Annotated in this window: 13 protein-coding genes; 3 read left to right on the top strand and 10 right to left on the bottom strand. The window is 62.2% G+C overall.

Translation table 11 applies throughout. The annotated features are described in order from the left end of the window. Positions 1-40 precede the first annotated feature (40 nt). From AWB78_RS26620 to AWB78_RS26590, 8 genes are all read right to left on the bottom strand, one after another. Positions 41-2,209, bottom strand: coding sequence for an amylo-alpha-1,6-glucosidase (locus AWB78_RS26620; RefSeq protein WP_062608952.1), 2,169 nt, complete (start codon positions 2,207-2,209; stop codon positions 41-43). A 121-nt stretch (positions 2,210-2,330) separates the two neighbouring features. After that, positions 2,331-3,695 (bottom strand): MFS transporter, encoded by a 1,365-nt coding sequence (locus AWB78_RS26615; protein ID WP_062608951.1) that lies wholly within the window; start codon positions 3,693-3,695, stop codon positions 2,331-2,333. Between the two features lie 143 nt (positions 3,696-3,838). Further along, a complete protein-coding gene (locus AWB78_RS26610) occupies positions 3,839-4,162 on the bottom strand; it encodes a DUF1840 domain-containing protein (RefSeq protein ID WP_062608950.1) in 324 nt (107 codons plus the stop codon). A 130-nt stretch (positions 4,163-4,292) separates the two neighbouring features. Next, positions 4,293-4,508, bottom strand: a complete 216-nt coding sequence (locus tag AWB78_RS46745; RefSeq protein ID WP_157697626.1) for a hypothetical protein — start codon at positions 4,506-4,508, stop codon at positions 4,293-4,295. A gap of 162 nt (positions 4,509-4,670) precedes the next feature. Further along, complete coding sequence (locus tag AWB78_RS26605) at positions 4,671-4,946, bottom strand: hypothetical protein (protein ID WP_157697625.1); 276 nt, start codon at positions 4,944-4,946, stop codon at positions 4,671-4,673. Between the two features lie 142 nt (positions 4,947-5,088). Beyond that, on the bottom strand, positions 5,089-5,880 hold the full coding sequence (locus AWB78_RS26600) for a DUF2182 domain-containing protein (RefSeq protein ID WP_062608948.1): 792 nt from the start codon (positions 5,878-5,880) through the stop codon (positions 5,089-5,091). A gap of 2 nt (positions 5,881-5,882) precedes the next feature. Further along, a complete protein-coding gene (locus AWB78_RS26595) occupies positions 5,883-6,485 on the bottom strand; it encodes a DUF1326 domain-containing protein (RefSeq protein WP_062608947.1) in 603 nt (200 codons plus the stop codon). Positions 6,486-6,608: 123 nt separating this feature from the next. Beyond that, positions 6,609-7,259 carry an MFS transporter gene (locus AWB78_RS26590; RefSeq protein WP_062608946.1) on the bottom strand — a complete coding sequence of 217 codons (651 nt, stop codon included), beginning with the start codon at positions 7,257-7,259 and terminating at the stop codon, positions 6,609-6,611. A 101-nt stretch (positions 7,260-7,360) separates the two neighbouring features. On the opposite strand from AWB78_RS26590, the gene AWB78_RS26585 reads away from it, so the two are divergent. Continuing rightward, entirely contained in the window at positions 7,361-8,119 is a 759-nt protein-coding gene (locus tag AWB78_RS26585; RefSeq protein WP_062608945.1) for an SDR family NAD(P)-dependent oxidoreductase, read from the top strand. A 6-nt stretch (positions 8,120-8,125) separates the two neighbouring features. On the opposite strand, the gene AWB78_RS26580 is transcribed toward AWB78_RS26585, so the two are convergent. Beyond that, complete coding sequence (locus AWB78_RS26580) at positions 8,126-9,016, bottom strand: LysR substrate-binding domain-containing protein (RefSeq protein ID WP_332460116.1); 891 nt, start codon at positions 9,014-9,016, stop codon at positions 8,126-8,128. Positions 9,017-9,308: 292 nt separating this feature from the next. On the opposite strand from AWB78_RS26580, the gene AWB78_RS26575 reads away from it, so the two are divergent. Next, positions 9,309-10,586, top strand: coding sequence for a ribulose-bisphosphate carboxylase large subunit family protein (locus tag AWB78_RS26575; protein WP_062608944.1), 1,278 nt, complete (start codon positions 9,309-9,311; stop codon positions 10,584-10,586). A gap of 7 nt (positions 10,587-10,593) precedes the next feature. After that, positions 10,594-11,985, top strand: coding sequence for a four-carbon acid sugar kinase family protein (locus tag AWB78_RS26570; RefSeq protein WP_062608975.1), 1,392 nt, complete (start codon positions 10,594-10,596; stop codon positions 11,983-11,985). A gap of 122 nt (positions 11,986-12,107) precedes the next feature. Here AWB78_RS26570 and AWB78_RS26565 read toward each other — a convergent pair whose 3' ends face one another. Continuing rightward, entirely contained in the window at positions 12,108-13,940 is a 1,833-nt protein-coding gene (locus tag AWB78_RS26565) for a TRAP transporter large permease (RefSeq protein WP_232477888.1), read from the bottom strand. Positions 13,941-13,978: the final 38 nt, after the last annotated feature.

The following is a 13,978-nucleotide window of genomic DNA, read 5'->3' as shown; positions in this document are numbered from 1 at the left end:
CGACATCGACGCATCGGCCCTGTTCCGATGAAGCGAAACGTCATCGGCCCGCGGCGAGTTCTTCACGCCACTTCGACACAGGCCGCCGTATCACGCTATTGCGCGCCCCTTTCGACACTTCGAACTCGGTGCTCTCGCCCATCCGCGCGAAACGGATGTCGAAACGCTGCGTGCCCACCTTGAGATTGCGCAGGGTCAGCGTGTCGATCCACGGCGGCAGAACCGGGTCGACGTACAGCCGCTTCATCGAAGCATCGGGCTGAAGGCCCAGGATCGCGTAACAGAGCGAAAAGATCGATCCGGCCGCCCATGCCTGCGGCACATTCGCACCGATGTGCTGCACCGGAAAGCTCGCCTCCGTGCGCTGCAGCCCCGCGTAGAGCTCGGGCAGCTGATTCAGCGCAAAATAGCAGCCTGCATCGCATATGTCTTTCGCGATGCGTCCCGCTTCATCGGCGAAACCATAGCGCTTGAATCCTTCGGCAATGAGTCCGTTGTCATGCGGCCAGACCGCGCCATTCTGGTAAGAATGCGGATTGAAGGCCGGATGCTTCGACGATAGCGTGCGAATGCCCCATCCGCTCCACATGTCGGGCTTCATCAGCCTTCGCACCACGCGGCGCGCGCGCTCCATCGGAACGATGCCCGACCACAGGCAGTGGCCGGCATTCGACGCGATGCTCATCACACGTTGCTTGTCTCCATCGAGGCAGAACGCATAGAAGCCGGCGCGTTCGTCCCAGAACGCATCGTTGAATCGCTCGAACAGCGCGGCGGCTTTCGCCCGAAGCCGGGATGCACGGCGTTTCTGATCGAGCACGTCGTAGATCGCGGCCATGCGAAGCCAGGCGTCGTAGACGTAGCCTTGAAGCTCGCATAGCGCCTTCGGCCCCTCGACGAGCGTGCCGTCGGGATACATCACGGCATCGCCGGCATCTTTCCAGCCCTGGTTTTGCAGACCGCCCGTCGAGCGGGTTTCGTATTCCTGGAAACCGTCGCCGTCGCGATCGCCGTAATGGTCGATCCACTGAAGACAGCGCTCGGCGTTGGGCAGATGACGCATCAGCAGTTCGCGATCTCCCGTGCAGCACCATGCCGCGTGCAGCACGATCAGATACAAGGGCGTCGCATCCGCCGATCCATAGTAAGGCGTGTGAGGGATGAGCCCGAACCGCGCCAGTTCACCGCGACGCAACTCGTGCATGATCTTGCCCGGCTCGGCGTCGCGGAAGTCGTCGCGCTCGGAGGCCTGTCGCGCGCCGAGCGTCGCCAGCGAACCACGCGCGAAATCCGAATAGATCAGCGACGTCTGCAGCGATGTGATCAGGCTATCGCGTCCGAACAACGCGACGAACCACGGCAATCCGGCTGCGGGAATCAGTTGGCGTCGGCCATTCTCGTATTCCGGCACGCGCAATGCGGCGAAGTCATCCGTCGCCTGCCGGAAGAGAAGTTTGAAGGTTTCGTCGCTGCATTCGAGCGATGGAATCGCGCGCCGCCATTGCGCAAGGCGTCTTTCTTCCGGCGATCCTTCGTCTCCCGCGCCGCATTGCCGTGGCGCATGCGTGACCCGGCCGTCGTCGTCGAGGTCGTAATTCAGGCAGCAATGCCAATGGGCACCCGGCCGCAGGCTGACTGCAAACGTGATGCGGCCGTTCGCATAACCGGCTCGCGCTTCGCCGTTGTGCACGCGCACGCTGATGCCGCGGCGAAACTGCTGATTGCGGTAGACCGTTTTGAGGCGTTGCTCGCGCTCGTCCCATGTCGTCACGACTCGGCCGCGACGAACCACATGCTCGTTCTTGACTTCGAATATGTCCGCGAAATCGCTGCGCACGGCAAGCTCGAGATTGAACGACACCGCGTGCAGACCGTAGTTCGTCAGGTCGATGTCTTCGTGAATGCCGCCGCCGACATGACGGGTCAGCGTCAGGCCGATCGTATGGGCTTCTATCGGTCCATTCTCGCTGTCGAGCGGGCGATTCGCGAGAAAGACCTGCATCGCGAAGGACCGCAACGCGCCCGAGCTCAACAGGTCCCAGGGCTCGCCGTTCGCGAAGATCGACCAGTTGCTGATGAGCCGCGTGTCCTGGAAATAAAGGCCTTTTTGCGACCCGCTGATGATCTGCCCGTCGAGCTCGGTCAGGAGAACCGTATGCCCCTGATGAATGGCCAGCTGCGGTGGGCCGATCTTCACCTCCAGCGACATGTCCGTGCCTCTTCGATAAGGCCACGCGGCATTGCGCGCGTCGTGGAGCTTGACTCGGGCGGCCTCTCATCGCCCGAGCGCATAGCGGACAGACACGGCCGGCAACGTCGCACGACGCGCATCAATGAGCCGGTCTCGCGTGGCCATGCTTCTCCATCGGCTCGTCATATTCGCGCGAGATATCCTTGTTCGTGTAGTCGCCCATCCGCCAAGCCGCTGCAAGGCTGAACAACGCGCATACGAAGATATAGCCCGCGATCGCATAACCCGAATGGTAGTACGCGAAAAGCGCGGTGGCGATCAACGGCGCGGGACCACCCGCGATCAACGAAGCCAGTTGATATCCCAGCGACGCGCCGCTGTATCGCAGCCGTCCCGTGAAGGACTCGGCGATCAAAGCCGCTTGCGGCCCGTACATCATCGAATGCGGCACCAGTGAGAGCACGATGGCGAAGAAGATCCACACCGGAGCCCTGGTGTCGACCATGGCGAAATAGACGAAGCCGAACACGCCCGCGAGGGCCGCGCCGATCATATACATCCGTCGCCGTCCGATGAGATCGGATATGTGACCGAACAATGGGATCGTGAAAAACTCAAGAACCGATGCGGCCAAAACGGCCGTGAGCAAAAGGTCGCGTGTCGCGCCGAGCGTCCTCACACCATAAGTGAAGACGAAGGCCGTGAAGATATAGAACGGTGCCTGTTCGGCCATTCGCACGAATGCGGAGAGAAAGATATCTTTCGGCTGCCGGCGTATCACTTCGAGCATCGGCGTCTTCTCGATCTTCTGTTCGGCCAGAAGCTTGGCGAAGATCGGAGTCTCGAGGATATTCAGGCGGATATAAAGCCCGATCGCGACCAACACGATACTCAGAACGAACGGCACTCTCCATCCCCATGTGAGAAATGCACTGCCGGACATCTCGCTCATGGCCAGCACGACGAGGTTGGCGATGAACAACCCCGCGGGCACGCCGAATTGCGGCCACGAAGCGACGAAGCCGCGATGCGAATTCGTGCGCGCCCATTCCATCGACATCAAAACGGAGCCGCCCCATTCGCCGCCAACGCCCACGCCCTGTATGAAGCGCAGCACGGTCAGAATGACAGCGCCCCAGATGCCGATCGTCGCGTAGGTCGGCACGAACGCGACTGCGAATGTGGCGAGCCCCATCAGCAGCAGCGTGACGATCAAGGTAGCCTTGCGTCCGATGCGATCGCCATAGTGACCGAAGATGGCCGCACCGACCGGTCTCGCGACAAAGCCGACGGCGTAAATCAGAAAGGCCTGCAAGGTGCCGACGAGCGGGTCCGATTCCGGAAAATACAGTTTGGCGAAAATGAGACCGGTGACGATGCTATAGAGGAAGAAGTCGTACCATTCGATCGTCGTTCCGATCGTGCTGGCGATGACAGCGCGGCGTAGCTGGCGGCGGTAATCGTCGTCGGAGAGGGGCATGGCCCCTGGTTGATGGGCAGCCATTTTCAATCCCCAAATATGGCAGGCGTTCTTGCCTGAAAACACGCTCGACTTCAGCGAGCGATTACCGCGTTACCGCAAAAAGCATTCCGGAATGGTATGAATATATGTCGACGAGCGCTTTACTAGCCGTTCGATCGAAACGGCTACAAGCCCCACAGAATATCCGCGTCATGCTTATGCGCGAGTCTCAACATATCGAGGAACGGAACAGCGCGGTGCCGTAATCCGTCACTGGTGCTGCGCGCATTGTCGCCAACCGATGCGTGGAAATTCGCGCCGTGTTCGCCAGCGGTTTTCGCATCGCTTTCGAGCGCGGCTTCGAGGCGGGCGATTGCCGCGGGCATTTCGTCGTGTACGATGACGCCCCTCTCGTCGAGGCGCTTGCCGATGGCCCCAAGAAGATATCCCGCCAGGTCACGCAGCATCACGACGTCGGGTGTTGCTTTCGACTGAAAGGTAACCAACATGGCCGTTCTCCTTGCTTATTCGCGCTGCCCAGCCCGATGTTCAAATTTCAATATATCACGTTGTGACATAGATCGAATGTTCGCAAATACGGCAGCGGGCATGCTGGATCGACTTCAGCGGCAACGCTTCCTATGTCACACGCGCATACGACCGGATGTAAGCGCGCAACATATCCTCAACGGTAGTCTGCAGATTCGTCATTTCGGGCCGCTCGCCGAGCGCGGCAAGTGCATCGCACAACGTTCCTCGCGTTAGCTCACGATTCCCTTCTTTCAGTATAAGAAGTCCATTGAGTGCCAGCGTTGCCGAGAAATGACGTGAACCCACGGTTTCAATAATTTCCATTTCGTCCTCCGCTCTCTTGCTTCGGCTCAATCATTCTCATCTTCTGCGGGACATGATGAGAATGATCGTCCGATGAGCGTCACGTCGCAATCGATGGGCCGCCTCCACGTAAAAGGTGCGGGCGTCCACAAGGGCGATCGCTTCGCACATTCATCCCCGATATCAGATGTCGTGGCCATCCGGTCGCGGCATCGCCTGCTCCTCGCGGCTGCGGCTCCCGCTTATTCGTTCGACGTGCTCCAGGATCACTTTTCTATGGTCAATCAGGGCTTGCCGCGTTCCCTGCATGGTCATCAGCAGTTCAAGCGCCAGTGAGGTGTCGTGGCCGTCTCTCTTGAGCTCCTGGATCAGGTCTTTTTGACGTTGAATCCGCTGGTTGGCCATCAGGATGTCGGCGTCAGCCTGGTGCAGCCTCTCGATTTCCCCCTGAAGACTCATTACGCCCTCCCCTCTTTGAAAACCGGACACCGACCGAATGGACCGGTCTCCATCATATGCGGGATGCATACCGTGTGCCACGCCTTGCGCAAGGGTCCGAACACGAGAAGCCTGCGCGCTGTGCACGATGCTCGGGCGCCCTTCAGCCGATACGCGCGTTTTGCACGACGATCCACGCGGACCACGCAATCAACGCAACACCGAGCGGCTTTCCGATGGCCCCGCCCCAGCGGAAATTCTTCTCGGCCGCCATGATCGCGCCCAGCGCCAGCATCCAGCCGACACTCCCCGTGCCGACGGCGAACATCAGCAGCATCAACGCCCAGCAGCAGCCGACGCAAAATACGCCGTGACTCATGCCGAGCAGAAAGCTCTCGCGGCGCACGCTACGGCCACGCCAATGCTCGGTGATGAACATCAGCGGCGAGCGGCACTTGTCGAGACATCGATGCTTGAGACTGCTGAACTGATACAAGCCCGCGAGCGCGACGATCGCGGCACTGATCAGCCAGCCATCGGCAAGCATCAACGGCGATTGATCTGCGAGTCGATGGAGCGCCGCGTCGAAGCCGTGCGCGACGAAGCCGAACAGCGCCCACGCCGTTGCGTAACCGACGATCAGCAGCGCCATGAGCGCATGCCGGTTGTCGCGCGCGATCGTCATTCGCCTGAAGGTGTCGAAGAGCGGGAAGGCGGTCGGCAGCATCATCGCCGCGATCATCAGCAGCCATGCGGCGCTATGCAGCAACGCGGCAAGCGTGAGGCTCGCGCCGGGCACCGCGCGGCATATCGCGCCGACGACTGGCAGTTCGGCCCAGCTCGCGTGACGCAGATAGCGCGCGTAGGGCCCCGCGTCCCACATCCATAACGCAATCCACGCGCTGATCGTCAACGCGATGAAGAGCGGCGCGAAAAGCCGCGAGCGCAGGCGCATCTTCACGATGCGAAGTTGAACGATCCCTGAATGGCGTTATGTCCCGTCAATGACAGATCGAGATTGAGCTTTTCGTGCCGCAGGCGAAACGAGTTGGCCTTGCCGACGAAGGCGGGCGATCCGGGTATCGTCGAAAAGATGCTTTCGACCAGTTTGGTCGGCTCGCCGGTCGGTCCGCGATACGGCTCCAGTTCCGCCTCGATCGTTTCGCCGACCTTCATCCTGCCTTTGCCTTCGACGACCGTGTATTCGATCGAAGCGCGTTCTATGGACACCATTTCGCCGATCAGCTTCACGATATCCGCGAGCGGTCCGCCGCGCTCGCCGCGATGAACGCTGACCAGGGCGTCGAACTGCGCGTCGCTCGCGCGCTCGTCGACGAACATCGCCACGCGCCAGCCGCCTTTCAGCACATTGCCGGGGATGAATGCCGCGAACGCAACGGTCACGCCCGATACATCGACGCCATCGATCGTGCCTTTCTCGTAGTGGTAGGCAATTGCGCTGCGGCAGGTGCCGTTATCGGGATCTTCCCCGATCCAGCACGGACACAGCACCTTGCATTCGCACACTTCGAGGATGCTGCCCATCAGTTGATAGCTCATTCGCGCCTCCTCCGCCGGTTGAATCCGGCCGGGAAGAACATCGCCGGACATCCTTTGTTGTAGGCGTTAAACGGACAGGAATCAAAGCATCCGCGTCCGGGCGCCGATGTTCTCAACGCAGCATTAAAACGGCGACAGTTTCGGCTTTTTAAAAGGATCGATCGGCCTCTTCCGAACTCGATATTCTGAAATCGATTCGTTCGCCAAAGAAGACTCGCATTCGTAAATGCCGAGTCCTATAACGTTGGTGACGACGCCACGCCTTTCCGCTGCGGAGGTTTGTATGAAGCTGCTTAGCTCATTGCTCCTCGTCGCACTGTTCACGTCAGTAGCGCATGCAGAGGAAGGCGATGCGGAAGACCGCGCGCTCATCGAGAAGTCGGTGGCTGAACCAGCGGATACGCCGCGCGCGGAGCGTGTATCTACTCCGGTGCAGGATAAAAAGCCGCCTCGCGACGCACGCACCGCCAAGGCTGCTTCGAGCCCGTGAGTCACGGACTCATGCCGTTCGCTGCTGCCTCCACGCACCACCCAGCATGCAGACGACCAACGCGCGGCGACCGTAAGCCCGACGATCGGCAGCAGACCGAGCGCATAACTTCCCGTCGCCCCTTTCACGACGCCGAAAAGCCACGAGCCGAGAAAGCTTCCCAGGCCACCCACCGCGTTGACCTGCGCCAGCACGATGGCCGCTTCGCCCGGCGTGAAGTTCTCGTACACGAACGCCCAGAACGGGCCTTTGAACGCATCTGCCCAAAAGCGCCCACCGCTCATGTGATTTTTTCTCCGCGCGCGCGGAGATCATTTCGTTTGATGCGTGCCGCATGCAAGCCTATATTTCTGGTCACCCTTCACGACACGCAAAGACCAGAACAATGACGAAAGAGACACCTGTTGCGATCATCACGGGCGCGGCCAGCGGCATCGGTCAGGCTACCGCGCACATGCTGGCGAGCCGCGGTTATCGCGTGGCGATCGCGGACTTGCGCGAACCCGCCGCCGACGACGCAGCGCAATCCATCCGCGCGAGCGGCTTCGAAGCGATGCCCGTCAAGGTCGATGTCGCCGACGAAGCCAGCGTGAAAGCGATGGTCGAAACCGTGGTCGCGGGGTGGGGCCGCATCGACGTGCTTGTGAACAGCGCGGGACTCGAAAGCGCGAAGCCGTTCCTCGACATCGCGCCGGACGAATTCCGCCGGGTGCTCGACGTGAACACCACGGGCACGTGGCTGTGCTGCCAGGAAGTGATCCGTCAGATGGTCACGCAGAAGAGCGGCTCGATCGTGAATCTCAGTTCGATCGCCGGGCAGAAAGGCGGCGGCATGCTCGGCACCGCCGCGTACGCGACATCGAAAGGCGCGATTCTCGCGATGACGAAATCGCTTGCGCGCGAGTTCGCGAAGTCGGGCATACGCGTGAACGCGGTCGCGCCTGCCTTCACGCTGACGGACTTCGTGCGCCGTCAACTCTCGACGAAGCCCGAAGGCTTCATCGATTCGATCTACGCCGTCACGCCGATGGCGCGCGGCGCGCAACCGGAGGAGATTGCATCGGTGGTGGCGTTCCTTGCGTCGCCGGACGCATCGTTCGTGACGGGCGCCGTCTATAACGCCGACGGCGGCAGCGCAATGTAAAGCGGGCTATGCGGCTATCTGCCCTTCCACGCGCTGTAGCTCGTCGCTGATCCAGCCTGAAAGCGCGATCGTCTGCGGCCGCGCTTCGAGATGCGGCGCGACCCACAGCACGAGCTTGCGCGGTCCCGTCACGAAGCCGAACGGTGCGACGAGCGCGCCCGAATCCAGTTCGTCGCGCACCAGCATGCGCGGCACGGTCGCCATGCCGAGCCCGCATTTCGCGGCCTGAATCAAGAGATAGAAGTGCTCGAACGATTCCGCTATCTGCGGCCGGCGCGCGGGCGTGTGACGGCTCGCCTCGAACCAGTCGTCCCACGCGCCGGGGCGCGTTGCGGTCGCGAGCAGACGCGCGCGTTCGAGATCGTCGGCGCTGGTGATGCGCGTCTCGCGCATGTACTCGGGCGCGCACACGACGCCGATCCATTCATCGACGAGCGGCTTCGGCACGATGTCCTTCGGCGGCTTGATGGTCGACAGGCGAATCGCGACGCTGATGTTGTCGCGCGCGAAATCCACTTCACCCGATCCCATGCTGAAACCCAGCTCGATTTGCGGCTCCTTGCGATGCAGCCTGGAAAGCCGCGGCAATAGCCAGTACATCATGATCGACTGCGAACACGACAGCGTGAGCGGGCCGGGCCGCACCTGATCGACGCTCGACTGAATCAGGTCGAACCCGCGCGACAGTCCTTCGGCGAGACGCGCGCCTTCCGGCGTGGGTTCGGTCGCGTGCGCGTTGCGTAACAGCAGCAGCACGCCGAGCGTGTCTTCGAGCGAACGGATGTGACGGCTGATCGCGCCATGCGTAACGGACAGTTCCGCGGCCGCTTCGCCGAAGCTGCGCAGCCGCGCGGTGGCTTCGAACGCGCGCAGCGCGTTGAGGGAAGGACGGGGCACGTGCAGATGACCTCGCGAAACGAAGCCCGCGCGCTTCGAAGTGAATCGAAACGAACGCGAAGCGTGATGAACATGCGAACAAGCGACGTGAAGCAATGAGTGCGTTGCTATTGTGAGTTTTTTGCAGCGCGCGCAGAAATCATATCGTTTGATGCTTTCGAGCGTCAATCTTATAGTCGATCGACAGTCCATAAGCGCGCTTCGCCGCACGATACGTCGTGCGGCAAGCCGAAAACGGAGACATCCGGCGCACTCCTTTCCTATCGCGCCTGCCGCAACGTGAAGCCATAACATGTCCAAAAACTCCAATTCGCGCGCGGAATTCACGGCGCGTTATTTCGTGGAAAGCTCGGTGCCTATCGCGAAGGCCGCGGAAGTGATCGCGGGCGAGCAGTCGAGCGGCACTTTCCTCGCGCTGCCGGGCGAAACCGATGCACTGAAGGAACGTGCGCGCGCCCGCGTGGCCCGTGTCGATTCCTTGCCCCCGGTGCTCGAACCTTCGTTGAAGAGCGCGTACGCCGAACGCAAGGAACCGGCGAAGCTCTACTATCGCGGCGAGATCGACATCGCGTTTCCCATCGACAATGTGGGCGCGAATCTGCCCGCGCTGTTGTCGACCATCGCGGGCAATCTCTTCGAACTCGGGGAAATCACAGGCTTGCGTCTGCTCGATATCGACATGCCCGACGATTACGCGCGGCGCTTCGCCGGGCCGGCTTTCGGTATCGACGGCACGCGGCGTCTGGCGGGCGTGCATGCGCGGCCGCTGATCGGCACCATCATCAAGCCGAGCATCGGACTCTTGCCCGATGAAACCGCGAGAATCGTCGACGATCTTTGCGCCGCCGATATCGACTTCATCAAGGATGACGAACTGCTCGCCGATCCTGCCTACGCGAGCTTCGATGCGCGCCTCGCCGCCGTAATGCCGGTGCTGCGTAAGCATGCCGACCGGCTCGGACGCATGCCGATGTACGCGATCAACATCTCCGGAACCATCGACGAAATGCTGCGCCGTCACGATCAGGTGCTCGAAGCGGGCGGCACGTGCGTGATGGTGTGCGTGAACTGGGTCGGCTTCGCGGGCGTCGAGCATGTTCGGCGTCACGCGCAATTGCCGATACACGGCCATCGCAATGGCTGGGGTGCGTTCACGCGCTATCCGCAGCTCGGCTTTTCGTTCACCGCGTATCAGAAGCTGTGGCGGCTCGCGGGCGTCGATCATCTGCACGTGAACGGCGTGCGCAGCAAGTTCTGGGAGCCGGATGCGTCCGTGATCGATTCCGCGCGTGCGTGCCTCGCGCCTTTCGCCGGCGTGCGGCCGGTGATGCCGGTATTCTCGTCGGGACAATGGGCATCGCAGGCGCCGGATCTGTTCGGCGCGCTCCGTTCGGTGGATCTGATGCATCTCGCGGGCGGCGGCATCATCGGGCATCCGCAGGGCATCGCGGCGGGCGTCGCCAGCATGCGCGAAGGCTGGGAAGCCGCGGTCGAAGGCGTCGATCTGAACACGTACGCGAAGACGCATCCCGCGCTCCTCGCCGCCCTTTCCCACTTCAAGGCAATCTGAATTGACGATGACCGATGCCAGGCTACGCCTCGCCTTCTATGGCGACGATTTCACCGGCTCCTCCGATGCGCTCGAAGTGCTGGCGTTCGCCGGCCTGCGCTGCGCCTTGTTCCTGAAGCCGCCGACGCGCGAGCAACTGGCCGCGCTCGGCGGCTTCGATGCGATCGGCGTCGCCGGCGACAGCCGCGCGATGACGCCCGCCGAAATGGATTCGGCGTTGCCGCCCGTCTTCGAGGCGCTTTCCGCATTGAACGCGCCGATCATCCATTACAAGGTATGCTCGACCTTCGACAGCGCGCCGGGCATCGGCAGCATCGGACGTGTGATGGAGCTTGCGCGTGCGTCGTTCGGGCCGCGCACGATTCCGATCGTCGCGGGCACGCCTGCGTTGAAGCGCTTTTGCGCGTTCGGCAATCTGTTCGCGCGCTCCGGAACCGACGGGAAGATTTATCGCATCGATCGTCATCCGATCATGAGCGCGCATCCCGTCACGCCGATGGACGAAGGCGATCTGCTTCGCCACTTCGCGCGTCAAACGGAGCTAACGCTTTCGGGCTTTCATCTGCCGAACTTCGAGGGCACGCGGGAGCAGATCGATCAGGCGTTCAAGCAAGCGCTCGATGCCACGCCCGCGGGCTTGCTGCTCGATACGGCATCGCCCGCGCATCTGACGGAAGTCGGGCGTTTGCTCTGGCAGGAAGGGCAACGGCATGGGCCCGTTTTCGCGGTCGGTTCGTCGGGCCTCGAATACGCGCTCACGCAATGGTGGAATGAAACCGGCACGTTGCAGGCGCAAACACGCGCTTACGATCGCATCGAACCCGCCGCGCCGATTCTCGCGCTGTCGGGCAGTGCATCGCCGTTGTCGGCGGCGCAGATCGATGCGGCCATCGGCGCCGGTTTCGCGGATATCGAAATCGACGCGCGCGCGCTCATCGATACGCAAGACGGCACGCACACGTTCGATGCCATCGTGAGCCGCGCGCTGAATGCGTTGCGCGATGGACAGAGCGTCATCATGCACACGGCGCGCGGGCCACGCGATCCGCGCATCGGCGGCATGCTGGATGCGCTCGTGGCGCAAGGCATGTCGCTCGACGATGCGCGTCATCGCGGCGGACGTCTGCTCGGTCAGCGGCTCGGCGCAATCGCGGATGCCGTGCTGCGCGCAATGCCGCTGCGTCGTCTCATTCTTTCGGGCGGGGATACGTCGAGCCAGGTCACGCAAGTGCTCGGGCCGGATGCGTTGGAGATCGATGCGCGTTTGACGCCGGGTGCACCGCTGTGCCGCGTAATTTCCGACAAGCCGCATCTGCGCGATCTGCGCGTCGCGCTGAAAGGCGGGCAGATGGGTGATGAGAAGTTCTTCATCACGGCACGGGACGGGAATGTAAGTTGAGTTTTTGTGCGGCAAATCGAAGGGGCGGCGATGGAGACATCGCCGCCCTTTTGCTTTTCATGGCCGAAATAAAAGCGGCGATGCCGTGAAGCATCGCCGCTTGTCCATCACCACTCAAACCCTCAAACCGTCTTCAGGAACCCGATCGAGATCCACGGCACCAGCGCAATCACGATAATGCCGATGAACAGCGCGATCATATAACCCACGATCGGCCGGATGCCTTCATCCGGATGAATCTTGCTGACCGCGCACGCGCCGTAATAACCGACACCGAACGGCGGCGCAAACAGCCCGAGGCCCATCGACAGAATCACGACCATCGCGTATTGCACTTCGTGTATGCCGACATCGCGCGCGATGGGGAACAGGAGCGGCCCGAACAGCACGATCGCCGGAATACCTTCGAGCACGCTGCCGAGCAACACGAACATCACGATGGACACCGCCATGAAGCTCATCGCGCCGCCCGGCAGATGTTCCATGAACGACGCAAGGCTGTGCGAGAAGCCCGACTGCGTGAGGGACCAGGCCATCGCCGTCGCGGTGCCGATGATGATGAGAATCGCACCGGACAGCGCCGCCGTTTCGACGAGCATCGGCATGACGCGCTTCAGATCGAAGCGCCGATAGATCAGCAAGCCCGCGATCAGCGAATACACGATGCCGACCGTCGACACTTCCGTCGCGGTGGCCACGCCTTCGACCACCGCGAAGCGGATCACCACCGGCAACGCGAGCGCCGGCAGCGCGATCACCAGCGTCTTGCCGATCTCCACACCCGTCGCGCGTTTCGCCGACACCGGCTTCGTGCCGCGCGCGCGCCACCACACGAGCACGCACAGCGCGACCGCGAGCACGAGGCCCGGCAGCAGGCCGCCGGTGAAGAGCGCGGATATCGACACGCCCGTCACCGAGCCGATCGTGATCAGCACGATGGAAGGCGGCACGGTTTCCGTCTGCGCGCCCGTCGCCGACAACAGCGCGACCAGCTCGCCCGGCTTTTCGCCGCGCTTTTTCATCTCGGGAAAGAGAATCGGCGCGACGGCGGCCATGTCCGCGGCCTTCGAACCGGAGATGCCCGAGATCAGATACATCGCGCCGACCAGCACGTACGACAAGCCGCCGCGCACATGACCGAGCAAGGACGCGAGGAAGTTGATCATCGCGCGCGCCATGCCGGTCATTTCGATCAGCAGGCCGAGGAAGATGAACATCGGCACCGCGAGCAGCAGCAGTTGCGACATGCCTTCGTCCATGCGGCTCACGACGATTTCGAGCGGCATCGACGTGGACAGCGACAGATACGAGAACACCGCGAGCCCGAACGAGAACGCGATGGGCATGCCCGAGAGCACCGTGAATCCGATCACGCCGACGAAGAAGATCAGCAGGTTCAGATTGCCGAGAGATTGCAGCACGGGACCGACAGTATGCAGCACGGTCACGACCGCCGCCGTCACGCCGAGGCCGATCGCCGCCGTTTTCCAGCCGCGCGCGAGCAGCTTGACGAGCGACATCAGCAGCATGCACACGACGCCATACACGATGGCCGCGACGCGCAAGCCGTCGTTGATCTCCAGCGCCGGCGTGACGATGCCCCATTGCTGGTTGATGAACGCGTACACGGGCGCGGCGATCATTGCGAGGAACAGCAGGCTCGCGATGAGTGCGACGTTGTCCCAGATCGCGCCCCACTCCTCGCCCGCGCGATTGACGATCGCCGTCATCCGCATGTGCGAGCCGCGATGCAGCGCGGTCGCGGCGCCCGTCATCGCGAGCCAGAGAAACAGGATGGCCGCGAGTTCATCGCCCCAGACGAGCGGCTGGTGAAAAACGTAACGCGCCACCACGCCGCTGAAGAGCAGCACGATTTCCGCCAGCACGAGCAGCGCCGCGGGAATCGACACGACCAGCCCGAGGACATGATCGGCGAGCGCGAGGCCGCGCGGCATCGACGGAAGGCTGTGCAGCGCTTCACTGCCATCGTTGG

Source organism: Caballeronia calidae (genome assembly GCF_900044055.2).
GTDB classification, from domain to species: Bacteria; Pseudomonadota; Gammaproteobacteria; order Burkholderiales; family Burkholderiaceae; genus Caballeronia; species Caballeronia calidae.
Note: the sequence above shows the minus strand (reverse complement) of the source record. Positions and strands in the feature narration are given on the sequence as shown.